This is a genomic window from Carnobacterium gallinarum DSM 4847 (assembly GCF_000744375.1).
Taxonomy (GTDB): domain Bacteria; phylum Bacillota; class Bacilli; order Lactobacillales; family Carnobacteriaceae; genus Carnobacterium; species Carnobacterium gallinarum.
Genome location: NZ_JQLU01000005.1, coordinates 2,796,749 through 2,821,067, shown reverse-complemented (window position 1 = coordinate 2,821,067; position 24,319 = coordinate 2,796,749). Strand labels below are relative to the sequence as shown.

At 34.2% G+C, this 24,319-nt stretch carries 23 protein-coding genes; 7 read left to right on the top strand and 16 right to left on the bottom strand.

Translation table 11 applies throughout. The features are described 5' to 3' along the window. Positions 1–10: 10 nt before the first annotated feature. Both miaA and BR43_RS17770 read right to left on the bottom strand, forming a co-directional pair. On the bottom strand, positions 11–952 hold the full coding sequence (miaA, locus tag BR43_RS17775) for a tRNA (adenosine(37)-N6)-dimethylallyltransferase MiaA (protein WP_034564423.1): 942 nt from the start codon (positions 950–952) through the stop codon (positions 11–13). Next, positions 949–1,695: a glycerophosphodiester phosphodiesterase gene (locus BR43_RS17770; RefSeq protein WP_034564421.1), complete on the bottom strand. Its 747-nt coding sequence runs from the start codon at positions 1,693–1,695 to the stop codon at positions 949–951. The genes miaA and BR43_RS17770 overlap by 4 nt, the downstream gene beginning before the upstream one ends. Positions 1,696–1,939: 244 nt before the next feature. On the opposite strand from BR43_RS17770, the gene BR43_RS17765 reads away from it, so the two are divergent. Further along, positions 1,940–2,176, top strand: a complete 237-nt coding sequence (locus BR43_RS17765) for an excisionase family DNA-binding protein (RefSeq protein WP_245617884.1) — start codon at positions 1,940–1,942, stop codon at positions 2,174–2,176. Positions 2,177–2,242: 66 nt separating this feature from the next. Here the strand turns inward: BR43_RS17765 and BR43_RS17760 are convergent, their stop codons facing one another. The 7 genes from BR43_RS17760 to rpmG form a co-directional block, all read right to left on the bottom strand. Then, positions 2,243–2,638 (bottom strand): rhodanese-like domain-containing protein, encoded by a 396-nt coding sequence (locus BR43_RS17760; RefSeq protein ID WP_034564419.1) that lies wholly within the window; start codon positions 2,636–2,638, stop codon positions 2,243–2,245. Between the two features lie 95 nt (positions 2,639–2,733). Then, the gene (locus tag BR43_RS17755) at positions 2,734–3,852 is read right to left on the bottom strand and encodes a YqgU-like beta propeller domain-containing protein (protein ID WP_034564417.1); all 1,119 of its coding nucleotides are present in this window, start codon (positions 3,850–3,852) and stop codon (positions 2,734–2,736) included. A gap of 144 nt (positions 3,853–3,996) precedes the next feature. Next, positions 3,997–4,965 (bottom strand): ROK family glucokinase, encoded by a 969-nt coding sequence (locus BR43_RS17750; RefSeq protein WP_034564414.1) that lies wholly within the window; start codon positions 4,963–4,965, stop codon positions 3,997–3,999. Between the two features lie 17 nt (positions 4,966–4,982). Further along, positions 4,983–5,207 (bottom strand): YqgQ family protein, encoded by a 225-nt coding sequence (locus tag BR43_RS17745; RefSeq protein ID WP_034564411.1) that lies wholly within the window; start codon positions 5,205–5,207, stop codon positions 4,983–4,985. An 18-nt stretch (positions 5,208–5,225) separates the two neighbouring features. Beyond that, positions 5,226–5,936, bottom strand: a complete 711-nt coding sequence (locus tag BR43_RS17740) for a rhomboid family intramembrane serine protease (RefSeq protein WP_051934028.1) — start codon at positions 5,934–5,936, stop codon at positions 5,226–5,228. Between the two features lie 73 nt (positions 5,937–6,009). Beyond that, entirely contained in the window at positions 6,010–6,543 is a 534-nt protein-coding gene (locus BR43_RS17735; protein ID WP_034564408.1) for a 5-formyltetrahydrofolate cyclo-ligase, read from the bottom strand. A gap of 72 nt (positions 6,544–6,615) precedes the next feature. Further along, positions 6,616–6,765 (bottom strand): 50S ribosomal protein L33, encoded by a 150-nt coding sequence (rpmG, locus tag BR43_RS17730; RefSeq protein ID WP_034564406.1) that lies wholly within the window; start codon positions 6,763–6,765, stop codon positions 6,616–6,618. Positions 6,766–7,015: 250 nt separating this feature from the next. On the opposite strand from rpmG, the gene BR43_RS17725 reads away from it, so the two are divergent. Beyond that, a complete protein-coding gene (locus tag BR43_RS17725; protein ID WP_034564404.1) occupies positions 7,016–7,366 on the top strand; it encodes a hypothetical protein in 351 nt (116 codons plus the stop codon). A gap of 19 nt (positions 7,367–7,385) precedes the next feature. Then, positions 7,386–7,961: a hypothetical protein gene (locus BR43_RS17720; RefSeq protein WP_034564402.1), complete on the top strand. Its 576-nt coding sequence runs from the start codon at positions 7,386–7,388 to the stop codon at positions 7,959–7,961. Between the two features lie 111 nt (positions 7,962–8,072). Here the strand turns inward: BR43_RS17720 and BR43_RS17715 are convergent, their stop codons facing one another. Further along, on the bottom strand, positions 8,073–10,127 hold the full coding sequence (locus tag BR43_RS17715; RefSeq protein WP_034564399.1) for a peptidoglycan D,D-transpeptidase FtsI family protein: 2,055 nt from the start codon (positions 10,125–10,127) through the stop codon (positions 8,073–8,075). A 199-nt stretch (positions 10,128–10,326) separates the two neighbouring features. Here BR43_RS17715 and BR43_RS17710 point away from each other — a divergent pair, with 199 nt between their 5' ends. After that, entirely contained in the window at positions 10,327–13,128 is a 2,802-nt protein-coding gene (locus BR43_RS17710; RefSeq protein WP_034564395.1) for a YfhO family protein, read from the top strand. 1 nt (position 13,129) lies between these two features. Then, positions 13,130–13,765, top strand: a complete 636-nt coding sequence (locus BR43_RS17705; protein WP_034564392.1) for a pentapeptide repeat-containing protein — start codon at positions 13,130–13,132, stop codon at positions 13,763–13,765. A 263-nt stretch (positions 13,766–14,028) separates the two neighbouring features. On the opposite strand, the gene BR43_RS17700 is transcribed toward BR43_RS17705, so the two are convergent. Then, entirely contained in the window at positions 14,029–14,637 is a 609-nt protein-coding gene (locus BR43_RS17700) for a superoxide dismutase (RefSeq protein WP_034564389.1), read from the bottom strand. Between the two features lie 465 nt (positions 14,638–15,102). On the opposite strand from BR43_RS17700, the gene BR43_RS17695 reads away from it, so the two are divergent. After that, a complete protein-coding gene (locus BR43_RS17695) occupies positions 15,103–15,870 on the top strand; it encodes a DUF1189 domain-containing protein (protein ID WP_034564387.1) in 768 nt (255 codons plus the stop codon). Between the two features lie 41 nt (positions 15,871–15,911). On the opposite strand, the gene BR43_RS17690 is transcribed toward BR43_RS17695, so the two are convergent. Continuing rightward, a complete protein-coding gene (locus tag BR43_RS17690; protein WP_034564385.1) occupies positions 15,912–17,261 on the bottom strand; it encodes a DEAD/DEAH box helicase in 1,350 nt (449 codons plus the stop codon). A 277-nt stretch (positions 17,262–17,538) separates the two neighbouring features. On the opposite strand from BR43_RS17690, the gene zwf reads away from it, so the two are divergent. Continuing rightward, positions 17,539–19,020: a glucose-6-phosphate dehydrogenase gene (gene zwf, locus BR43_RS17685; RefSeq protein WP_211252972.1), complete on the top strand. Its 1,482-nt coding sequence runs from the start codon at positions 17,539–17,541 to the stop codon at positions 19,018–19,020. Between the two features lie 95 nt (positions 19,021–19,115). On the opposite strand, the gene BR43_RS17680 is transcribed toward zwf, so the two are convergent. The 4 genes from BR43_RS17680 to dinB form a co-directional block, all read right to left on the bottom strand. Further along, positions 19,116–19,739, bottom strand: a complete 624-nt coding sequence (locus BR43_RS17680) for a CAP domain-containing protein (RefSeq protein ID WP_034564381.1) — start codon at positions 19,737–19,739, stop codon at positions 19,116–19,118. A gap of 151 nt (positions 19,740–19,890) precedes the next feature. Further along, positions 19,891–20,847 carry a DHH family phosphoesterase gene (locus BR43_RS17675; RefSeq protein ID WP_034564378.1) on the bottom strand — a complete coding sequence of 319 codons (957 nt, stop codon included), beginning with the start codon at positions 20,845–20,847 and terminating at the stop codon, positions 19,891–19,893. A gap of 26 nt (positions 20,848–20,873) precedes the next feature. Further along, positions 20,874–22,205 (bottom strand): DRTGG domain-containing protein, encoded by a 1,332-nt coding sequence (locus BR43_RS17670; RefSeq protein ID WP_034564376.1) that lies wholly within the window; start codon positions 22,203–22,205, stop codon positions 20,874–20,876. A gap of 937 nt (positions 22,206–23,142) precedes the next feature. Next, positions 23,143–24,276: a DNA polymerase IV gene (gene dinB / locus BR43_RS17665; protein WP_034564373.1), complete on the bottom strand. Its 1,134-nt coding sequence runs from the start codon at positions 24,274–24,276 to the stop codon at positions 23,143–23,145. Positions 24,277–24,319 lie beyond the last annotated feature (43 nt).

Here is a 24,319-nt window from a genome sequence, read left to right as displayed (position 1 = left end):
CTAGTTTTACTTATTTTTGTAAAAATCGTTTTGCATCGCTAATTACGTTTTCTTGTTCTTTAGGATTTTGCACCAAATCCCACCATTCAACTTCTGCCCAACGATTACGAAACCAAGTTAATTGCCGCTTTGCATAACGTCTTGAGTTTTGTTGGATTTGTTCTATAGCTTGATCCAAAGTTATTTTCTGTTGCAAATAAGGCATAATTTCTTTGTAACCTATTCCAAGAGCTGCTTGGGCATTAGGTATATTTTGTTGACACAGCCACTCAGCTTCCTCTAATAAACCATTTTCCAACATAATTTCTACTCGTTGATTAATTCGCTGATAAAGTTTTTCTCGCTCTGTGGTCAAACCAATAATTTTGGCTTCATAAAAAGCTTCTTTCGTCTGATGTTCATGTTGAAAATCGGAAAACCGCTTCCCGGTTACATGGTAAACCTCTAAAGCTCGGATCACTCGTTTTACGTTATTTGGATGAATTCCTTTGGCGGCAACTGGATCAACTGCTTCTAATTCACGCCACAAAAAATCCGGACCTTTTAATTTAGCCAAAGCTTCTTTTGCTTCTCGAAAAACCAAATCCTCTTCTCCTGTTCCCCCAAAGCTTAAGTCATACAACAACGCTTCAATATATAACCCTGTTCCTCCAACAATAATCGGAACCTTGCCACGTTTGCCAATCTCTGCAATTTCATGACGGGCCATTTTTTGAAAATCAGAAACTGAATAGCTTTCATCTACATCCACACAATCAATTAAATGATGAGGAACCCCATCTTGTTCTTCTAGGGTTGCTTTTGCAGTACCTATTGATAGATTTCGATAAACTTGCATGGAATCCCCACTAATAATCTCACCGTCAACTGCTTTTGCCATAGCAATACTTAAACTCGTTTTTCCAACTGCAGTTGGTCCAACAATAATAATAACTTTTATTTTCTCTTTCATACTTTCTCCTCTACCACCATAGTCGCTCTTATTTCCAACGCTCGCTCTGGATAATCGGTAATAATTGCTGCAACTTTAGCCTTAATAAAATAGCGAATATCATCAGAATCGTTGACAGTCCAAACTCTCATTGGCAAATTCGGGACCTCATTTAACAATCTTAGCTTCGCCCATTTATAATGCGGATGCCATGCTTCAACAGGATAGCAACCATCCAATTCAATGAGATTCCGATTATTCGTTTCAAATAATAAGGCGATTTGATTTTGGTCATCTATTTTTTTCATTTCAATTAAGGTGTCATAGTTAAAACTTGAGTATACTACAGAATAGTTTCGTGATTTCGCTTGAACAAATCGATAAACTTTCTGAACAATCCCAACATATGCGGTTTTATCCGTTTTTAATTCAATATTCAAAATACCATTAAATCCAACTTGGTCCAATAACTCTAGAACTTCAACTAATGTTGGAATTTTACTAGCAGCAAAATTAGGGCTAAAAAAACTACCTGCATCTAATTCTTTCAATTCAGCTAAACTCATCTCAGCAACAATACCTGCCACTCCAGTTGTGCGATTCGTCGTTTCATCATGGATCACGACTACTTCTCCATCTTTACTTAGATGAACATCTAATTCAATCCCATCACTTTTAACTCTGATAGCTTCGGAAAAAGCTTCTAATGTATTCTCTGGATGCGTGCTACGACTGCCACGATGAGCAATTATGTTTGTTCTCATTCGATAACCCCATTTATCTATGAATTCACCTTATAAAAGCGAACGTTTTATTTTACTTAACTAATCTCAGATGATAGCACATCTATTGTACCACGAATCCTAAAATTCTTAATGATTTTTCAAATGAAATTTATAGATTTAATTGTTTCCACTGAAAACTCGTGCTTTTTTTAATAAATTCTGTAAAAAGCTCGTTTTTCAACTAAAAATAGCGTAGAATAAACTTGTTAAGGAGGAGTGCCTGATGTCTATGTATTTAACTATTGAAGAAACTGCCGACTATTTGGCAATTCCAACTAATGAAGTCTTACGCTTTATCCGAGAAAGACAGATTCGGACTGTCACAGACGGTGAAAATATTCTAATCTATAAAGAACAATTCAATCTCTTTATGAAAGAAATGGAGCGTTACAAAAAAGAACTTGAAGACTATTTATCTGAACCTATTCCAGAAGATATTGATATTAAAGATGAAGATTGATGCTCCAGTTTATAAAAAAACCACAAAACCAATAATTGATTTTGTGGTTTTTTTTATTTTATTGTTTTAAGCTCTCTTTTTAATCTTCCCAGTCCAACCCTGAAATCCACCTTTTAAACGATAAATCTCTGTATAACCAGCTTTTTTTAAACGAACAGCCGCTCGGCCACTCATTGCTTTTTTTTGATCATACAAATAAACCGGAATATCTTTACGAATTTCTGTATAACGTGTTTTAAATGTTGAATAAGGAATATTTCGTGCCCCAAGAATATGACTAGCATCAAATTCAGCTTTCTCACGTACATCAATTACTTGTACTTTACGCATATCTTTTTTAAATTCCTCTTCTGTTAACTCAACTGCAGCACGCTTCCTAGTAAAGTAACCGTACGCTTCATAGCCAATTATACCTAATAGCACAAGCGCTAGTATAATGTTTAAAATCAAATTTCCATCCAACTTAATTGACCCCTTTCATCTATCGTCTACAATGAATAATTGTACACAAGAATCCTCTATTTTGCTAGACTTTTTTCTAAAACAAAAGTAGTTTCTTATTTTTGTTTTGGAAAATCAAAAAAAGGCGTTCTATTTTTTTGATTTAAATCGATCACATTTTCAAAACGCCACCCATACAACGAACGAGTACCATCTGGTGAAATTTGAATTGGAGCATTGTCTGGTAAATCTACTATCGGTTCGACTTTTGATTTTTTAAAATTCAATCTTGCTAATTGAAAATCACCTGCTTCTAACTCCAAATGAACAGCTTTTTTAGGAAACACACCATAAATCGGGGCTTGACGCTTCTCCTGTGATAAATAAGGGAAAAGTAAGCGTTGATTCATAGTCATTTTAGGAATTTCCAAAAATCCTTGATCTACCAAAAAAGGATATTGATAATTCAAAAGCAACGCATCTTCACTAAAATCAGATGGCGTAAATGTAATTAAGGCATCGTTTGTCAAATAAAAATTAGATACTTGATCACTTAATTCTGTTTTTTCACCCGTTCGCGTATCTCCTAAATAAAGTTTACCTCTAGTTAAGAAAAACTCACCAAAATTATCTACATACACATACAAATGGTCTGAATACCAGATTGGTGTTAAAGAATCACCAGGAATTTCTTGAAAGTCATTGCTAGCCAATTGCCAATTCAGCACCTTCAAATGATTTTCACTTTCATAATAAGCTAAAAAAAGATTTTGATTATTTGAAGCATTCCAATTTACATTTAAGTAATTTGCTGTTGAAATTTTTTGTTCTTGGAGCAAAACTCCATCTGAACTAACTATTTCCAAACGGCTATTTGGATTATCTGCAAGTTGAATAAAAATTTTTTTACGATCTGCCGAGATCGCTGAAGTTAAAATCAATCCTTTGGCTTCATATAGTACACTTAATTTCCCTGTAAGAATATTAAAACGATAGAGCGTATCTTCATTATTTCCTCCGCCATGAATAAGTATTTCATCTTTCGTTAACCATCCCATTACACGCTTAAACGTTTCCAAGGGTAGCGGAATTTTTTTGTAAGTTAGTGTTGATTCTGTTTGATGAGGTTTTTTTATCTGTAAATCAGTGTGCTTTTGACATCCGATTACACCAATACTCACTAGCGTAACGATTACCACAGCTGCTGTTAACTGGACCATTTGTTTGGATTTCATCCTCATCACCAACTATTCTAAATTTAGTCTATCATGATTGAAAGTATAACATAGACTTAATTCTTATTCATCTGATAGCCATCCTAGTGATAGGATTAAATAAAAAAGCTATTAAAACAACAGAATTGTCTTAATAGCCTATTTTTAGTTTGTTTTAAATTGACGAGCTAACGAACTCGCTCCAATCACACCAGCATCATTACCTAACTGAGCTAATTTGATTTTTGTGCTATGACGCACTTGTGGAAACGTAAATTGTTCAAAATAAGAACGAACTTGCTCCAACAAAAATTCTCCCGCAGCTGAAACGCCACCACCAATAACGATATCCGATGGATTCAGCATATTCCCAATATTTCCACAAGCTAAACCTAAATAGAAAGAAACACGATCAATCACTTTAATTGCTAAAACATCGCCTTCTTTTGCTAAATCAAAAACTGTTTTAGCGGTTACTTCTTGACCATCATCAATCATATATTTTAGTCGAGAATCGCCAGCAAAGTTATCTGCATAATCACGCGCAACACGCACAACACCCGTTGCACTTGCTACCGTTTCTAAACAGCCTTTTTTACCACATGTACAGTCATACCCCTCTGGATCAACAGTAATATGCCCAATCTCGCCAGCAGCTCCAACTATACCGTGTAATAATTTCCCTTCAGCGATGATTCCACCACCAACACCCGTACCTAGAGTGATAAAGGTTACATCATCTCCGTTTTCGCCAGCACCCTTCCAGCGCTCACCTAATGCAGCTACGTTTGCGTCATTATCAATCGCAAATGGAATACCTGTTTCAGCTTCAATTTGTTTTTTAACAAATTGTAAATTAGACCAATTCAAGTTGTACGCACCAATTACTGTTCCTAATTCACGATCTACTGTTCCTGGAGATCCCATACCAATCCCAATAAAATCAGCTTTCGTCATATTGTAACGTTCTAAATGCTTATTAATCGATGCAATAATGTCAGGTACAATTTTTGACCCTTCATCGCTGATATCTGTTTCAATACTCCATTTTTGTTGTACATCCCCATCTTCAGTTAAAATGGCAAATTTAACCGTTGTACCACCTAAATCTATCCCAATTAATTTTTTGGACACTACTATTTCCTCCAAGCTTAGTCATTTTCTAATTTAGTACGTCGTTCTTTTTCTTCTTCAATTCGATGTTCTTGACGTAAAACTAACGCTGCTGGAATATAAACCTCATCACTAACCAAACCTTCTTCATTTAAACTTTTAAGTTCAATCTGCATTAATTCAATATCCCACAGTCGTTTGCCGACATACACATAAACGCCGAATCTTTTAAGCAACATTTGTACATCATATAACGTTCTCATTGTGCCACGTCCTCATCATTATAACCCATTCTGTATTTTTTTGAAACCGATTGCGATAAAAAAAACACAGGCAATTAGATAAGCAATTCCAGCGACTATTCGTTTCATTTTTAAGTCCCCAGGAGCATTAGGAACTGAAATTGCTGTTGCGATTAAAAAGCCGCCAACCAAACCACCTACATGTCCTGCATTGTCAACATTTCCCGTCCCAAAAGATAAAAATCCACTAACAAAATTAAAGACAATCAAGATAGCAAAGGTTCTAGCAATTTCACGATAATAAGCATTTCCTCTAAATGTCTCAGCTAACATTAATGTTGTTGCAAATAAACCAAATATCGACGTACTTGCTCCAGCAGACACTGCATCACTGAAGGCAAAACTAGCAATATTTCCTGCAATTCCACTTAAAAGATAAATTAAAGCAAAACGCCAATGACCAAAAATCTTTTCTAAATGAATACCGATATAGTAAACACAGACTGAATTTACGATAAGATGCATCCATCCAATGTGTAAAAAGATTGGCATAATCAATCGCCACCAATCTCCTGATACAATATAAGATCCATCTTTTGCGCCAAAAAGCACTAATGTATTTGTATTTTCACTTCCACCAAAAAATAACGTCATCAATAAAAACAACACAATTTGAATCGTTAAAAATAAATACGTAACATATGGTTTATTTGAAAAACGCTTGATTTTCATTTCAGTTTGATAATTCAAACACTCACCTCTTTTTTATTGTTATTATATAATAATAGTATACGCAATTCACTAATTTTTTGCTACTGAAAAATTAAGTCAACAATAGTTGAACCGGAACATCCAGTTCATGAGTTTGCCAATTTTCTGTCATCTGCTGAGGCAATGCCAAAGCAATCGTTCTCCCTAGATAATCTGCTAAGTAGCGATCATAATACCCACCACCAAAACCAATTCGATAGCCATCCCGCTTAAAACCAACACCTGGAACAAGAATTAAATCAATTTCTTTTTTTGATAGCGGAGGAATCCCCTTAATTGGCTCTAATAATCCAAATTTAGTCCGTTCTAACGAAGTTTCTTTAGTATAAGGAACAAATTCCATTTGGCTTTTAGGTCCTGTCCTTGGTACAACAACCTGCTTTCCAGAGCGCCATGCTGCTTCAATAATTGGTTGCGTATTAATCTCAATTGACTGAGATAATGTTATAGCAACTGTATCTGCTTCTAGCCACCAACTATGATTCGTTAAAGCTTTCAATAACCGATGCTCATTCTCTTGTTTTACTATCAAATTCAGCATATTCAACTTTGTTAAAATTAAGTTACGTTCAGTTGGTTTATCCAAAGCAAAACCCTCCCTTTTCAACTAAAGAAATATTACAATTTGAATACAAAAAAAACAACAGGATTCCTGTTGTTATTTTGTTTCACGATGTAATGTCATACGACGTTCACGCGGACAATATTTTTTAAATTCTACACGGTCTGGATTGTTACGTTTGTTTTTCTTTGAGATGTAATTACGTTCTTTACACTCAGTACATTCCAATGTAATGTTTACACGCATGTTCTTCCCTCCAAGCATTAAACCATATTTGAAGAAACATTTTTGTTATCTTCGGACTTGAATATCATATCATTTTTTTTCATAAGTTGCTAGCTTTTTTTTTAACTTCGTAAAGTTTTTTTACTTTACAGCACGAAAATCCTTAAAATTTACAAAATTTAATATTAAATTTATTTTACAAAATACTTTTACTACGGGAAATATGGTACACTGATTTAGTAAGATTGGAAGAAAGAGGTGATTTAGAAAAATGGACATTTGGTGGATTGTGATTATCCTATTGATTATTTCTGTCGCATTAATTGTGTGGTCTTTCTATAAAAAAGACAATGGTGAAAAAGTACAAGAAGAATTTGAAGAATTGTCATTGCAACTAATGCAAGACATCTATCATTTAAAAAATCGTGTTGTTGCACTTGAAAATGAATTAAACATTCAATCAGAAGAAACATCTTCTTCAATGAAAATTCATGATGTTTTGAAAAATCATGTGGTGACCCTATATACACAAGGAGTATCACTAGAAAATATTGCTTCTCAAACGCAATTATCGCTTGCAACTGTACAAGTTGTGGTAGATGAGTATGTTGAAAATAATTAATGAATAAGGAGAATCGCGAATGAATAGACCTGCATTACGTTTTTTAGCAGTTGGGTTTTTAGTTTCAGCCTTAGTTCTTTCAGGTTATCGTCTTTTTCTTTTTGAACCTTCAACATCCAAAGCTAAAAGTGCTTCGTCAACACAGACGTCGGCTTTAAGTTCAGATGAAAAGACTTATAAAGAGAAATATGAAGAGTTACTAACTAAAGTTGAACTTGAAAAGGTAACTGGTGAATCAAGTGCTGATACTTCAAGTGCTGTTTCTAACTCAGCAACCGATAAGAAAACTTCAGATGCCGATAAGAAAAAAGCTGAGGCAGCTGCTGCAGCTGCTAAAAAGAAAGCCGATGAAGAAGCTGCTAAGAAAAAAGCTGAAGAAGATAAGGTTAAAAAATATACTCTTGTTATTAGTCCTGGAGACCCTACTAGTACAGCTGTTGATCAGTTAGCTAGTCAAGGTATCATCAAGGATGCCAATGAGTTTACTCAATTCCTTTCAGGAAATGATTATGAAATGTATATCCGTGATGGTTCATATGAAGTGAATAGTTCAATGACTTATGAACAGATTGCTAAAATCATTACTCAACGTTAATAATTAGAAAAGCACCATAAACTCAAAAAGTTTATGGTGCTTTTTTTACAATACTAATACTATAGAAAAAACGTCAATCCCGTTCTAGTTTCAGAAGGAATTGACGATTTTTTATTTTTTAGAATTAAAGTAAGCATCAAACACTGCTCGTGCAACATCTTTATTGATTGGATTATTATCCGCTGGTAAATACGGAACAACAACCGTAACCGTAATCTCAGGACTTGTTGATGGAGCATATCCAACAAAGGTTAAGTTCCATACAGATTGCCCATTTGATTCTTTTTTCGGTCCATAATAGAAAGCCTCTGCCGTTCCGGTCTTAGCCGAAATATCATAAGGTGCCGTTGCTAAGCTTCGTCCGGTACCAAATTGATTTGAACCGTGAACAACATTATGGAAACCAGTTTGAACACGTTTAATTTCTTCACTGCCAACATTAATATTATTTAATACTTTTGGTTGAACCTCTGTTTGTATAGCACCTAATTTGCCATCTGCATCTGTTGAGCGAATCGCTTTGACAACACGCGGGGCAATTCGTTTACCACCATTTGCAATCGTTGTAATGTATTGATTTAACTGTAACGGTGTGTAGGTATCAAACTGTCCAAAAGCGAAATCCAGTGCTAGACCGCCGTTAGATTGGTCTCCAGGTATTCCTGTTGCTTCACCTGGCAAATCAATTCCGGTTGGTACGCCTAGTCCAAATTGAGCATAATACCCTCTTAATTTAGAAAAGACTAGATTTGTATCAATAGATAGGTTGCCATTAGGGACATAATTTTGTTGTCCACCCATCCGCATAGCTAACTGCATCATATACGAGTTTGACGAAACTTCTAACGCCGATTCATCTGTTAATACTTGATTTTGCCAGCCGTTTGTATTAAAGTACGAACTTTTTACTTGAGTTCCTTTAAATTGTAAGGGTTGATCAAGAATCGCATTATTTCCTAAAGTGATAACGCCATCCATATAACCCGCTAAAACGGTTGCTCCTTTAACAGAAGATCCCATTGTATACTGACCATTCATTACACCTAAAGCATCATCTTCAATTTGATTGGTTTCAAAATTATATTTTTGTCCAGTCATTGCTAAAATATCACCATTATTAGGATCTGAAGCAACAACATAAATTCGATCACTTAAACCACCAATAATTCCACTTAAAGCATTTTTGGCAATATCTTCTACTTTCTTTTGAAAGTCAATGTCCATTGTCAGAACAAGGTTATCTCCTTTTGCTCCAGCATATTTTTCGATAGTGTTAATAACATCACCTTTAGCATTCGTATCTGTTTCAGAACTAGATTTAGAACCGCTCAATACAGCTTCATATTGTTTTTCTAAATAACTGTTCCCCACACGATCATTTCGAGCATATCCTTTTGCTAGCAACGCACTTGCTTGATCTTCAGGTAACCCTGCCTTTTCGGTAGTGACACTACCTAAAATACTTCGTAACATATCACCTTCTGGATAAATACGTTGCCAGTCTGTTGATGTATCCACACCAGGTAACTCAGCTAGATTCTCACTAATTGCTGCGATTTCATCATCACTAACATTATCACTTTTAATATAAGTTGTTGTCAGAGCATACGCCCCATTCATTCGTTTAAAGATCGCTGCAACTTGCTTATTTTCTGGTGTTAGTGTAGCTAAATCCTCAGGCGTTATTTTAGAAAGTTGAACCGTATAAAGTTCTGAACCTTTTAGCTCACTTTCTTTTTTTGTTAATCGGGTATTTAATTGTTTTTCATTCACAATTGCCCAATAATCCTGTAAATCACGTTCCTTCAAATCTTCAATACTTTCTGGTGTCATGGTCAGATATTGACTTAACTTTTTCGCAATCTTCATCATGTCTGCTCCACTTACTTGTGAGCCTCTTGTATAGGTAACGGCTTGAAGTGCTTTATTCCCTACTAATTGACGACCTTGACTATCATAAATCATCCCTCGAGGAACATTCCCAGTAGCTGTTGTCATTTCCGTTCGCTTCACTTCTTCTTCAAATTCTTCACCTCGAACAATTTGTAAATAACCTAAGCGAGCAATTAAACTTGCAAATAAAAGAAAGACAATAAAAAACAATAAATTTAATCGAAAAGGAATATGTGATTTTTTCTTTTTCTTGTTACTATTTGGTTCTTCCACGTTGTCACCATCCTGTTTCTTTAGTTATACTAGTTAATTCTATCAAATTTTTGAAAATTTAACCATTATTAAATGATTTTTAAAGCAAATCTCATTCAATATATGCTATTCTATAACAAGATACTACATTTGATAATAGAAAAAGTGAATTCTTAAAAAAAATTTAGAGTTCTGAATATGTAAGGAGAGCCTATTAAATATGTCGAAATTTCTTCAACTAACAAAACCGTTCTTAAAAAAACACTGGCCGCTTTTATTGGCCTTTTTCACCCCTTTCGTGGTCCTATCAACTATTTATGCTTTTCAAGGGGTCTATCCTTTTGGAAATAGTACTTTATTAACTGTTGATTTAGGACAACAATATGTGGATTTTTATGCTTATTACCGCAATGCACTGCTTCATGATCCAACTAGCTTTTTTTATTCTTTCTCGAAAGCTATTGGAGGAGACATGGTTGGACTTTGGGCGTACTATTTAACTAGCCCCTTTAACCTGATTTTACTACTTTTCCCTGAAAAGTTAATCACAGTTGCAGTTACAACGCTAACCTTGCTAAAAATCAGTTCAGCTGGATTGAGTTTTGGTATTTTATTGAAAAAAGGCTATCAAGGGAATGGTTTCTCTTTGGCTGCATTTTCAGTCAGCTACGCCTTAATGGGTTATGTCATTGTCAACCAGTTAAATATTATGTGGTTAGATGGGCTAGTTTTCCTTCCATTAATTGCATTGGGAATTGAAAAACTGTTAACAACTAAAAAAGGCAGCTTTTATTCGATTTTTCTAGCGATAATGTTGCTAGCTAACTATTATATTGGTTATATGATTTGTATTTTTATTGTCTGTTACTTTATTCTTCGTCTAACAGCGATTCGTTTTCCAAATGGAACTCGTTTAAAAAAGAAGATCAGTTACTTGCTCACTACTAGCTTACGTTTTGGCTGGTATTCTATCTTAGGTGGCGGTATTTCAGCTATCTTATTAATTCCAACATTCAATGCTTTATTAGCAAGTAAGGCGAGTTATGCCAAATATGTTTTTGAGTGGAAATTTGATTATCCAATTCAAGAAATGATTGCTAAATTTTATATTGGAGCATTTAATTTTGATCAAATGCCTGATGGAACGCCTAACCTTTTTATTGGTAGTCTTGCATTAATTTCTTTTGGCTGCTTTTTCTTTAATCGTGTGTTTCCACTTCGAGAACGATTTACAGCTTTACTCATTTTGCTCTTTTTCGCTTTATCAATGGACATTAAGGCGATGAATTTAGTTTGGCATGGTCTGCAATATCCAATTTGGTATCCTTATCGCTTTTCTTTCGTTGTTTGTTTCTTGATGATCCTTTTAGGATTCCGCGGATTTAGTCGTTTAAAAAGCCTTTCCGTTTGGGGCGTAATCAGTATTTTAGTACTGACAACTACTGCGGCTGTTTATATGTTAAAAACAAAATTTGATTTCATTTTTGATGTGCAGATTATTTTAACTTCTTTATTTATCATTTTAGTAGTGTTGTTATTAATCTTAAAATCTCAGAATTATTTTTGGTTACCATTAGCCTTTTTCCTAGTTGTTTTAGCAGAAATGAGCATTAATGCAACCGTCGATTTATCTCGCTTAAGTTATGTTAGTAATGATAGTTTTATGGAGTATAAGAAGGATGTTGGTGCTGCTATCGATGAAATCCAAGGGACTGATTCTGATTTTTATCGCGTTGAGAAGACTTTCCTACGCTCTAAAAATGATAGCTTCCAATTTAATTATCCAAGTGTCACTCATTTTAGTTCTACCTTTGAAAAAGAAATCCCAATTTTATTTGGAAACTTAGGGTTCCCTGTTGGAAATGGTTTTATCACCTACTCCAATGGAACACTTTTTACAGATGCTCTTTTTGGTATGAAGTATTTTGTTACAGAAAGCAGCCCTTTATACAACTCGTCAAACAGTTCCCTAAGTAAGTTAAACGAAAATAATACCGATACTAGCACTAACCCATTGCCACAAAATTTAATTGAAAACTACATTCAACCTCAGCAAATGAAAACTAAAAACAACTTAACATTAGGCGTTATGACAAACAAACCTGATTTACGTTACTATTTAAAACAAAACAAAGATACCTTTATTTCAATTTATCAAAATCCAAATGCCTTACCTATCGCTTTTGGGGCAAATAAAGAGATCTTAAAAGTACCTTTACTGACTGCTCAGCCCGTTCAATTACAGGAAAAATTATTAAAAAGCTTAGATAATCAAACAGAAGCCCTACGCTATTTTACACCTATTGCCTTTAATAGCACGGTTTTCCAAAATGTTCAAGCCAACGGTAATATCCAAAATATCACCTATAAAAAACAAATTGCCAATAAAAAAGCAATGGTTGATTTCCAATTTACTCCACAAACAGATGATCCGTATTATATTACTTTAGGCCCAAGTGTCAAAACTGAAAATGCAAAAATTTATTTAAATGGGGAAGTATTAAATCAATATAAAACATATCGTGACCCACTAATAATTAATATTGCTAGTCGCCAAAAGGGTGAAACAATTACGTTATCCTTTGAACTCCTAAAAGATTCTTTATGGTTAGATAATTTACATCTTTACCGTTTTAATGAATCGGCTTTTCAATCGATTGTGACGGATTTAAAAGCGAATCAGTTGAATGTGAAACAATACGGTTCCACTTATTTTAAAGGAAATGTAACCATTAATAAGGACGATCAAATTTTAATGACAACCATTCCTTATAGTCCTGGCTGGGAAATTAAAATCGATGGAAAAGTAACAAAATCACAAAAAGTTTTAAATAGTTTAATGGCTGTGCCTATCAAAAAAGGTCAGCACCAAATTGAAATACGTTATCAAACACCCTACTTCAAAGTAGCTGCCCTGATTAGCCTGATCAGTATTCTATTACTTGTCGCTTCTCAGCTACTTTTAGTTAAAGGTCGTCATAGTCACAATCAAATTCATCTAAAAGATAAGGAGTCACCCTAAAATGAAACCTATTAAACGTGATTCACCTAGAATTTCATCCACTTTAACAGCATCTGATTTTACAGAAATTGAAGATGAAGCATTTTATGAAAATTGTTTATTTGAAAACTGTACGTTGTCAGATCGCCAATTGGAAAAAGTTTGCTTTAAACAAGTTCGCTTCGTCAATGTTACTTTTGAAAATATGATCTTTCATCAGCTGGAGTTACTTGATGTGGAATTTGAGCGTTGCAATATTAGCAATACAGAAATGATTGGTGTCATTTTGCATCGCAGTATTTTTAAAGGCAGTAAATTTGTTGGTTGCAATTTCTCAGAAGGCATGATTTTAGATACTCTTTTTAAAGATTGCCAAGGAAATTATAGTTTTTTCAGTTACGCAACAATGAAACGTGTTGTTTTTGAAGAAACCGCCTTAATCGAAAGTGATTTTTTCGAGATCAAATGGCAGAAGCTTCAATTTGATCAATGTAATTTAGATGGCAGCAACTTTATGAATACTGATCTTCGTGGTTTAGATTTTAGCACATCCATTTTTGAAAAAATTGCTTTGTCTTTTGATTTATTAAAAGGTTGTACAATTAATCCTCAACAATCCTTGGTGCTAATCTCGGCATTGGGAGTTAACATTAACTAAGATAAATTAAGAGCCTGAAACAAAGCGGAAAATCGTTTTGTTTCAAAGCTCTTTTTTTATTTCATTGTTTGTATAAATTTAGCGAAATCCTTAATAATCGCTTTGAACTGAGCATGTTTGGGGGTAATGAGTACCCTCTAACATCTTTATTTTTTTCATCACCTAAATCTGAAACCAACGCTTTATGTAAAAATGGATCTACTGAAGCTGAATAAAAAAACCAACTTAGGGGAACGAACCCCTAAGTTGGTTTAAATGTATCTTTATTTAGCAGCTGCTAAATTTTTTGCTACTTGATCCCAGTTAACGATATTCCAGAAAGATTTAATGTATTCTGGACGAACATTTTTATAGTTTAAATAATAAGCATGTTCCCATACATCAAGACCTAAAATCGGTGTTTTACCATCTGTTAATGGTGAATCTTGATTTGCAGTTGATGTTACAGCTAATTTGCCGCCATCAACAACTAACCATGCCCAGCCAGAACCAAAACGAGTTGTTGCCGCTGCTGCGAAAGCTTCTTTGAATTTGTCAAAGCTACCAAATGCTTCGTCAATCGCTGCTTTAACATCACCTGTAGGCTCGCCGCCACCAGTTGGAGAAAGAATCTCCCAGAAGAATGAATGGTTTGCATGTCCGCCACCATTGTTACGAACAGCTCCACGAATATCTTCAGGAACTGCATCTAAATCGCTAACTAATTCTTCAATTGTTTTTTCGCCTAATTCTGGGTGTTTTTCAATTGCTGCATTTAAATTAGTTACATATGCCACATGATGTTTATCATGGTGTAAGTGCATTGTTTCTGTATCAATAGTTGGTTCAAGTGCATCATATCCGTAAGGTAATTCTGGTACTGTATAAGTCATTCTCTATTCCCCCAATATTTTTTATTTATGTAATCTCTTTCACTGACTACACATTAAATGTACCATGACTACAACTAAATTTCAAAGCTTCTGCTTAGATTTGTCAAAATTTTTTCGTCATAGATAATTGTTGCCGAACTTCCATCAACTCTAATCCTACTAATTTTCCTCCACACCATTTCTCACTATTTTATCATAAGGACTTGCTTCAACTAATAACTGTTCTTTTGTTCCTAACAAAAATTGATATAAGTCTCTGTAAGCCGAAAAATTCAATTAACTTCCTTTAAAAATTTTTTCATAATTCATTCTTTACTTTTCTTCTTTGCAACTACGATTATAGCTAATCATTCGTATTTTTCTTTGATATTTATTGAGAGCTATTGTATAACATCCCCTAAGAGTTTACAATAGAAGAAAGGTTAATAGCTTACTTTAACCTAAAAATTATCTAACTATACTGGGGTGACGACTATTCAATTATCTAACTTATTTATTGCTTCGTTAAGTGATCCTAAAAAATTAACGGCAGCTCTTCAATTAAAAAAAGGCAAAGCTTTTCTCTATTTCATCTTTATTCTCTTAATTTCAGCTATTCCGGCTGGAATCGAAACCTTCTCCACACTCTCAAATATCAATCAAGCAGGTCAAGAAATCGTGAAAGAACTGCCACCTTTCACCATCACCAATGGTACATTTACATCTAAAGAAACAGTGAAAAATTTTACAAAAGAAACTACTTCACTTACTTTTGTTTTTGATCCAAAGGGAACGGATTCCAATGCTGAAGATCAGCTATCTAATCGATTAATCGGAGTTGGTTTTCTAAAAGATGGGTTGCATTTTTTAACACCCTTTCAAGAAAACACCTATGAGTATCAAGATTTAGAGGGTATGGATAATCAATCTGTTGAGAATTTCTTAGGAGTCATCAAACAATTAGGCTTCTATAGTTCTATTTTTGTGATTCTCTTTATGACCATTATCTTAACATTAATGAACAATCTGCTATATACTGTTTTTGCTAATTTAATTACCGCTTTGACTAGACGACGTTTGCCTTTTGGTCAAGTTTGGAATATGACCTTAGTTGCGTCAACACTGCCTACACTCTTTTTTGTTGTCACAACCATTTTTGGTATACAAATTAATTATCAAACACAGTTAACTTTAATCGTTACCGTTTATATCTATTATTTAGCTTTACGAACGTTACCTAAAGCTGAAGTCTAGAATAAAAAAAGCAACTCCTAGTATATAGGAATTGCTTTTTTTTATTTCTTTTTATTTGCTTTTTTAATTGCACGAGCTTGACTACGACGTTCAACACGACGTTTTTGTTCATTATGCTCTTTAATAGTACGACCCATTTTCTTTTTATAGCCTGGTTTAACTTTTTTCTTGGCTTTTTGAACCATCCCACGCATACTAGGATTTAAAACGTCAACCGTTGTTTTTTCACGATTATTACGACGATTACGATCATAGGTATCTACGATTTCATCATTTTTAATTGTTTTTGGTACAAATGTAATTCCTAGCTTTTCAATATCATTCACTAAGCCTTCATCACTTGGAGCATATAAGGTAATCGCTGTTCCTTTCATGCCATTGCGTCCTGTACGTCCTACACGGTGAACAAAGAACTCTAAGTCACGGGGAATTTCAGCATTAATAACATGAGATACTCCTTCAATATCAATTCCACGAGCAGCTAAGTCTGTTGCTACCACAAATTGATAATCTAGGTTTTGCACTTGTTTCATCACACGTTTACGTTCTCTTGGAGGAAGATCACCATGAATCTTCGCAACTTTTAAGCCACGTGATTTTAAGCCCTCTGCTAATTCATCTACTTTTTGTTTTGTATTGGCGAAAACAATCGCTAGATAAGGAGTACCTGTCGTCAATAGTTGATATACTACATCAACACGATCTCGCCCTTTAGTTGAAATTAACCAGTTCTCAATTGTTGGAGAAATAATTGATTTTGGTTGAATATGTTCATAATGCGGATTTTCCATATATTTTTTTAGGAAAGGTTGTAATTTTGTTGGAATTGTTGCTGAGAATACTAACATTTGTAAGTTATTTGGCAAACGGCCAGCGATTTGATCGACATCTGTTAAGAAGCCCATATCTAACGTCATATCTGCTTCATCAATAACCAAAACAGGTGCAGTATGAACGCGTAAGGCATTCTCACTTACCATATCTAAAATACGACCAGGAGTCCCAATAACCACGTGTGGTTGAGTTCCTGCTAATTTAGCTAATTGACGTTTTTTATCTGTCCCACCAACAAAACTTTGAACGATAATTTTTTCAGGTGCGTGTTTTGCTAGCTGTAAAGCTGCTTGGTAGATTTGTTCAGCTAGTTCACGACTTGGAGTTGTAATGACAACTTGAACTTCTTCTTTTAAAGGATCAATTGCATTAAATAACGGTAAAAGGAAAGTATGTGTTTTCCCAGTTCCTGTTTGTGAATGACCAATAACACTTTGTGATTTCATAATTTCAGGAATTAATTTTTCTTGAACTTCTGTTGGTTCTTTAAAACCAATCTCTTGAATTGCCTCTATTAAAAAAGGTTGCAAACCAAATTTTTCAAATGTATGTTCCATATTTTCGCCTCGTTTCTCTTCGTACTCATTTCAATCCTTAGTATTATAACATAAAAATCCCTTGATTACTGCTTAATTCTAGATTCAGAGCTAAAATATCTATTCACAACAAATTTATCTTATTTTCCTTTAGAGAAGATTATAAAATGATTAAAATTCGCAATAAAATCTCTAATCTAAATTTTATATATTGCGATTATTACAATAAAACAGTACAATATAGTATAACCCCTATTAATTAGTGTGAATTAGATTTGAAGGTGAGGATATTATTATGATTGAAGAAAAGATTGCATTATTCACCATTTTTGGAGGAACTGGAGATTTAGCTAGGCGAAAACTTTATCCATCACTCTATCGTTTGTATAAAAAAGGCTTTTTAAATAAAAAGTTCGCTGTAATTGGAACGGCTAGAAGAGAATGGTCAGATGAGTACTACCGTGAGATTGTTCTAGATACAATTGCAGACTTAACGGAATCGAAAGAGGATGCACTTGAATTTGCTAGTCATTTTTATTATCAAGCCCACAATGTTACCGACGCAGAACATTACTCAACACTGAAGCAATTATCTAAGAAACTAAATGACACTTACCAATTAGAAGATAATCATATTTACTATTTAGCAATGTCACCACAATTTTTTGGAACCATTACAGAACATTTAAAAGACCAAGAATTAATCAGTGATACAGGGTTTAATCGTTTAATCATCGAAAAACCATTTGGTCATGATTATGAAAGTGCCGCTACTTTAAATGAACAGATTCGCGCATCATTTAAAGAAGAACAAATTTACCGAATTGATCATTACCTTGGAAAAGAAATGATTCAAAATATTTCTGCTGTTCGCTTTGCCAACACTATTTTTGAATCAATGTGGAACAATCGCTATATCGACAATATTCAAATCACTTTAAGTGAGTCACTAGGTGTTGAAGAACGTGGTGGATATTACGATACAAGCGGCGCCCTACGTGATATGGTGCAAAATCATATTTTACAAGTAGTTTCATTACTTGCAATGGAGCCACCGATTGAATTAAAAGATGAAGCAATTCGCGAAGAAAAAATTAAAGCATTACGTTCTTTACGCATTTATTCTAAAGAAGAAGTTCAAAAATATTTTGTTCGTGGACAATATGGAGCAAGTACAGTTGATGGCGTTACCTCTTTAGATTACCGTGAAGAAAAAAATGTTGCTCCAGACTCAACTACCGAAACATTTGTTGCCGGCAAAGTTTTAATTGATAACTTCAGATGGGCAGGCGTTCCATTCTATATTCGTACTGGAAAAAACTTGCGCCAAAAAGGAACTCAAATCAATATTCAATTTAAGAGTATGCCATTGAATCTATTTAGTGATGACCATACTGAAGCTCTTGAGCCAAACGTATTAACTATTTATATTCAACCAACAGAAGGTTTTTCATTACAATTAAACTCTAAAAAAATTGGTCCTGGTTTAGAAACAGAGTTGCTAAATCTGAAACATAAGAACTCGGCTGAAACATCATCAAATAGCCCTGAAGCTTATGAAAAACTAATTTTAGATTGTTTAAATGGTGATGCTACAAACTTTACTCACTGGGATGAAGTTGCACAATCGTGGAAATTTGTTGATGTTATTCGTGATACGTGGGATCAAGAAACACCTGAATTCCCTAACTATCCAAGTAAATCAATGGGTCCAGTTTGCAGTGATGAGTTATTGGAAAAAGATGGCTTTAAATGGTTCTGGAATCCAAAATCTAACTAAACAAAAAAGGTCTACGATTAGTTTCGTAGACCTTTTTATAGTTTAAATACTCAGATGAAACACACTAATATAACATGATTTGATAACATGATTTTTTATTTTCGTGGATTCCCAAATAATTGTGTACCATATAACAAGCCATCCTTAAGGTAGATACCTGTTCCAACTTCGGTGAATTTAGGACTAATCATGTTTTCATAATGCCCTGGACTTTCTTTCCATAACTTGAAAAAGTAACTTCCCATATCTTCTGGAGTCCCTTGATAAGTAGCCATTACAATATTCTCGCCAACAGCCTGATAAACATAACTATATTCAGGTTCTTTAAAAATTGAAAAGCTCGATTCCCCGTCTCTTTCATGAGAAAAATCCGTCACAATTTCCTTAGAACGTTGCCTACTAGCATTAACTAATTGTTGGTTAATAACAAGAGCTGGTACGCCTTGCTTCACTCGTTCTTCATTGACAAGTTTATGGATTTTAGCTTCAATAATTGCTAAATCTGAATTTTTTATTTCTTTTTGATTTACTTGCTCTTCCTCTGAAGAAGTTACATTCGAGACTAGTTGCTCTTTTTTAGTTTTATTTGATTTGGAGATGATTTCAGCAAATTGATTCATCACAGAATTACCTGTATTTTGAGTACCAAAGTAATAACCAATGCCTAACGAAATTGTTATGAGCAAAACTAAGCTAATTAATTTTTTTATGATTCTCATTTTTGACTCCTCTCTTTGTGCATCATCACTTCTCTAACCACATAGTACCATTTTTTTTAGAATAATGAGGATATTTCACCAATCTTCAGATAAATTTAAAAAACTCTTTCTTTTATCGTATGACAAAAAGAAAGAGTTTTATTTTTACTATTTAGTTTAGCCAATCTTTAGCAGCTTCTTCAAGCTCATTAGTAATTTCAGCAACTTCAGCTAAATCTTTGGCATTCGCGCCACTTGCTAAAGGATGACCGCCACCATGATGACGTTTAGCAATTTCATTAATAACCGGTCCTTTCGAACGTAAGCGACAACGGAAGTAACCTTCTGGTTGTTCAACAAAGATACACCACAACAATACTCCTTCTACACTACCTGGTAAAGAAACGACAGCAGCTGTCTCTGAATCTTCAACACCAAAATCTTTTAATATTTCTTGAGATAAAATAACACGTCCAACACCTAACTCATCAATTTCAATATTTTGCAAGACATAGCCAGACAATAAGGCTACTGAATGACTCATTGTATTCAATTGATTATTTAATTCTGGTGCAGAAAAATGATAGTGCATTAATTCAGCTGCAACTTGTAGCGTATGAACAGTTGTTCCTGGATATAAAAAGCGTCCAGTATCTCCAACAATTCCAGCATACAATAAACGAGCGGCTTCATCTGTCATTGTTAATTTTGCTTGATGAGCATTATAAAAATCAACAATAATTTCACTACAACTACTTGCCTTAGTATTCACATAAACAATATCACCATAAGGATCATCGTTTGGATGATGATCAATTTTAATTAACTTCGCTCCCAAAGCATACTCATCACCACTAATTCTCGGACTATTAGCCGTATCCGTCACAATAACTAATGCATTTTGATAATCAGTAGGTTTAACGGAATCCATTTGAGAAAGAAACTCCAATCCCGTTACTGAGCCACCTGCCTTTAAAATGTGCTTTTCAGAAAAACTTGCTTTAAGAATTTCAACTAGTCCACCTTGAGAACCTAGTGCATCAGGGTCTGGACGCTGATGACGATGAACAATAATCGTTTGATAGTTTTCAATTTCAGTTAGAATTTGATCAAATAGTTGCTGACTCATAATTTTCCTCTTTTCTTTCATTCTTCTTAGGTTCGTTCCATTAATTGACAAATCACGATAGCTTTTGCCACCAAAGTATTTTCAATATAAACTTCTAAATCTAGCTTAGAAGAACGACGACCAATTTCTAAAACACGGGGTTTGATTTCTAGTTCACTTTCAAGTTGAATCATTTTAAAATAATGTAAGTTCATCTGTTCAATTACTGCATTGCGTTTTTGATAAGCGAGTAACGTACGTTGTGAAGCATTCGCAATTAATTCACTTAGGACACCAAATGAAATGGTTCCAACACTATTCGTCATTTGAGGACTTACAGTGAATTTAAAGGCTGGAATCGCGGATCCCCATTCAGCTGGATCTGTATTAACCAATTCTAGTTGTTCCGCAATTTGATCCGCGATTGTGTCTCCAACTTGTGGTTGGCGCTGAGCTAATTGCATCGCCTTCATAACATCCTGACGAGAAATAATCCCCATTAAAGTTAAATCATCCATAACAACGGGCATGACCTCTAAACCATCCCAAATCATTAAATGACCTACACTGGCAACACTCATATGAGTTTTAACGTAGGACGGTTCTTTCGTCATTACTCGATCAATCCCTAAAGTATCTTGTTTTCCAACAACATCTTTAGCTGTAACAATTCCAATCAAACGCATTTTTTTGTTAACCACTGGGAAACGAGAATGATGACTTTGATCATTTAGTTTCCGGTAATCTGCAACTGTATCTTCGCTATTTAAGTACATTGTTTTCGCTATATTGGTATAAATATCTCCAACAAGCATAATGTCTTTTTTAATCAATTGATCCGTCATCGCTCGGTTAATCATCGTCGCGACAGTAAACGAATCATACGTTGTCCGAATAACTGGCATCTCCAATTGATTAGCTAATTCAACAATTTCATCATTTGTATCAAAGCCACCAGTAATTAGTACCGCTGCTCCATTTTCTAATGCTAAACGTTGGGCGCCAATACGATTCCCAACAATCATCAATGAGCCAGGTGTAATATAACGTAGCATTGCTTCTTCAGTCATAGCACCAATAATAAATTTATTTAAGGTTTTATCTAGTCCTGATATCCCACCTAAAATATCTCCTTCAATGATTTTTACAACTTCACCAAAGGTTAATTTTTCAAAATGTTCTTTCATTTTACGTTCAATTCGGATAGTTCCAACTCGTTGAATCGTTGAAACTAAGCCAATATTTTCAGCTTCTTTAATTGCTCGATAAGCGGTTCCTTCGCTTACTTGTAAGTTTTTTGCAATCAAGCGCACCGAAATTCGTTCCCCAACAGGAAGTGTCTCAATGTACGCCAATATCTGATCATGCTTTGTAGGCATCTCTCGCCCCTCCGTTTCACTACTATTCAGTTGCTTAAACAACTGTCCTCATACTTTAAATAAGTTTTACTTCTCTAATATGATATGAGAGCTTTTTATCTTTGATTAATTAAATGAACTAGCTCATATAGTGAATCGGTTCAATTTATTTTTTTAACATTCATCAACCATTCTAGTGAGTTTGTATCAGCATTCTTCCTTCACTCCATGTTGCTAAATAAAGCGGTATATTCTGAATAAAAAATGTTTCTCATGAATTTATTTCCTGTAATAAAAAGAACAGTTAAAATTATTCAATCTGTATTGGTTATAAAAATGACACATGACGGTTGATACCTTGTATTATCCATCTAAAGTTTCTATTTAGTGTGTTATACTTTCCTAAAAAAACTGTATCAGTATTATTTAATTATAGCGTTATTTTTATTTAATTACAACTGATAATCCCGATTAATAAAAAAAGCACACCTTATATATAGTAAAAAAGTATACTAGCTTAAACTCTATCTAGTATACTTTAATCTTTATTCACTTTTTAAGACTTGTATTTTGACTCTCTCCATCATTGACTGAGTCCACTTCCGAATGGTGTGTTTTCGCATAAATAAAGGCATCCATGTCCACATCAGATTAAGCCCACTATCTTCTTCACTAAAATCAAATGTATAACTAGCATATTTTCTGAATAAGTCAAAATATGAAATTGCATTCTGTCTTCTAATTGATAAAGTTATTTATACGTTGACCCAACTACTCCCATTTGCTCCCTAGTAATTACCGTTTCAATAACTTGTGGCATCATTTTAGCCAGTCACATAAACGCCAAACATCCTTAATAGCTGCCGGTATAATTAATTATTCATACCCTATTTTCCTCCAACCTACTTCTCTTCTCAATCTATCATAAAACACATACAGTTTAAATAAATATCAGTATTCAAGAGTAAGATTTATTCGACCATAAAGGCAATACAATATTCTCAAAAGCCTGAGGATCTAATCCAGTCACGGTTATACCTAATAAACGGATTCCTTTTTCCAAACTTCCAGCATCTTCCCACAAACTTTGAGCATGAAAGAAAATCTCTTCACTACTCTTTGTATAAGTTGGTAAGCTCACTCGTCTAGTAATTGTCTCATAATCAGAATTGCGTAATTTTACAACAATAATCTTGCCATGTTTTTGATTGCGTTCTAAAGATGCTTGAACTTTTCCAGCTAAAAATCGTAACTCTGCTAATACTTCCTCTTCTGTTGTTAATGGTTTACCATACGTATGCTCTCGACCAATTGACTTACGCTCACGGGAAACGCGAACTGGTGAATCATCAATCCCACGAACTTTTCTATAAAGCGAATAGCCCATTTTCCCAAAATAGTGAATTAATTCTAACTCATCTTTCTGATATAAATCTGCTCCATTAAAAATGTTTAATTGATACATTTTCTCAGCAGTCTTTTTCCCAACGCCATAAAATTTGCTGATTTCTAGATTATTTAGAAATTCATATGCTTTTTCAGGAGGAATTACCGTAATACCTGAAGGTTTTTGATAATCTGAGGCAAGTTTTGCTATAAATTTATTATAGGAAACACCTGCTGAACAGGTTAAATGTAATTCTTCATAGATTGCTTGTTGAATTAAAGCAGCAATTTTAGTTGCACTTTTAATATTTTTTTTATTTTCTGTAACATCCAAATAAGCTTCATCTAATGACAAAGGTTCGATGATGTCTGTAAAACGTTTAAATATTTCATGAATACTTGCTGAAACTTCTGAATAAAGTTCATGACGACCAGGAACAAAAATAGCTTCTGGACAAAGTTCATAAGCCTTTTGAGCACTCATAGCTGAATGAATACCAAACTTTCTCGCTTCATAATTTGCCGTTGTCACAACACCACGTCCACCATTATCTTTTGGATGTCGAGCTATTACTAACGGTTTCCCTTTTAATGACGGATTTTCACGTTCTTCAACAGAGGCGTAGAAAGCATCCATATCCACATGAATAATTTTACGGGAAGTATCACGAATAGGTTCATCAAACTGAATAACACTACTTCTCATCTTTCTACACCTCCATTTTCTATTAGTATAACACGAACATAAG

Bases quoted from the DNA above. Each gene is read 5' to 3' on its own strand.
- miaA (WP_034564423.1), bottom strand. From the start codon at position 952: ATGAAAGAGAAAATAAAAGTTATTATTATTGTTGGACCAACTGCAGTT.
- BR43_RS17770 (WP_034564421.1), bottom strand. From the start codon at position 1,695: ATGAGAACAAACATAATTGCTCATCGTGGCAGTCGTAGCACGCATCCA.
- BR43_RS17765 (WP_245617884.1), top strand. From the start codon at position 1,940: ATGTCTATGTATTTAACTATTGAAGAAACTGCCGACTATTTGGCAATT.
- BR43_RS17755 (WP_034564417.1), bottom strand. From the start codon at position 3,852: ATGAAATCCAAACAAATGGTCCAGTTAACAGCAGCTGTGGTAATCGTT.
- BR43_RS17745 (WP_034564411.1), bottom strand. From the start codon at position 5,207: ATGAGAACGTTATATGATGTACAAATGTTGCTTAAAAGATTCGGCGTT.
- rpmG (WP_034564406.1), bottom strand. From the start codon at position 6,765: ATGCGTGTAAACATTACATTGGAATGTACTGAGTGTAAAGAACGTAAT.
- BR43_RS17725 (WP_034564404.1), top strand. From the start codon at position 7,016: ATGGACATTTGGTGGATTGTGATTATCCTATTGATTATTTCTGTCGCA.
- BR43_RS17720 (WP_034564402.1), top strand. From the start codon at position 7,386: ATGAATAGACCTGCATTACGTTTTTTAGCAGTTGGGTTTTTAGTTTCA.
- BR43_RS17710 (WP_034564395.1), top strand. From the start codon at position 10,327: ATGTCGAAATTTCTTCAACTAACAAAACCGTTCTTAAAAAAACACTGG.
- BR43_RS17705 (WP_034564392.1), top strand. From the start codon at position 13,130: ATGAAACCTATTAAACGTGATTCACCTAGAATTTCATCCACTTTAACA.
- BR43_RS17700 (WP_034564389.1), bottom strand. From the start codon at position 14,637: ATGACTTATACAGTACCAGAATTACCTTACGGATATGATGCACTTGAA.
- BR43_RS17690 (WP_034564385.1), bottom strand. From the start codon at position 17,261: ATGGAACATACATTTGAAAAATTTGGTTTGCAACCTTTTTTAATAGAG.
- BR43_RS17680 (WP_034564381.1), bottom strand. From the start codon at position 19,739: ATGAGAATCATAAAAAAATTAATTAGCTTAGTTTTGCTCATAACAATT.
- BR43_RS17675 (WP_034564378.1), bottom strand. From the start codon at position 20,847: ATGAGTCAGCAACTATTTGATCAAATTCTAACTGAAATTGAAAACTAT.
- BR43_RS17670 (WP_034564376.1), bottom strand. From the start codon at position 22,205: ATGCCTACAAAGCATGATCAGATATTGGCGTACATTGAGACACTTCCT.
- dinB (WP_034564373.1), bottom strand. From the start codon at position 24,276: ATGAGAAGTAGTGTTATTCAGTTTGATGAACCTATTCGTGATACTTCC.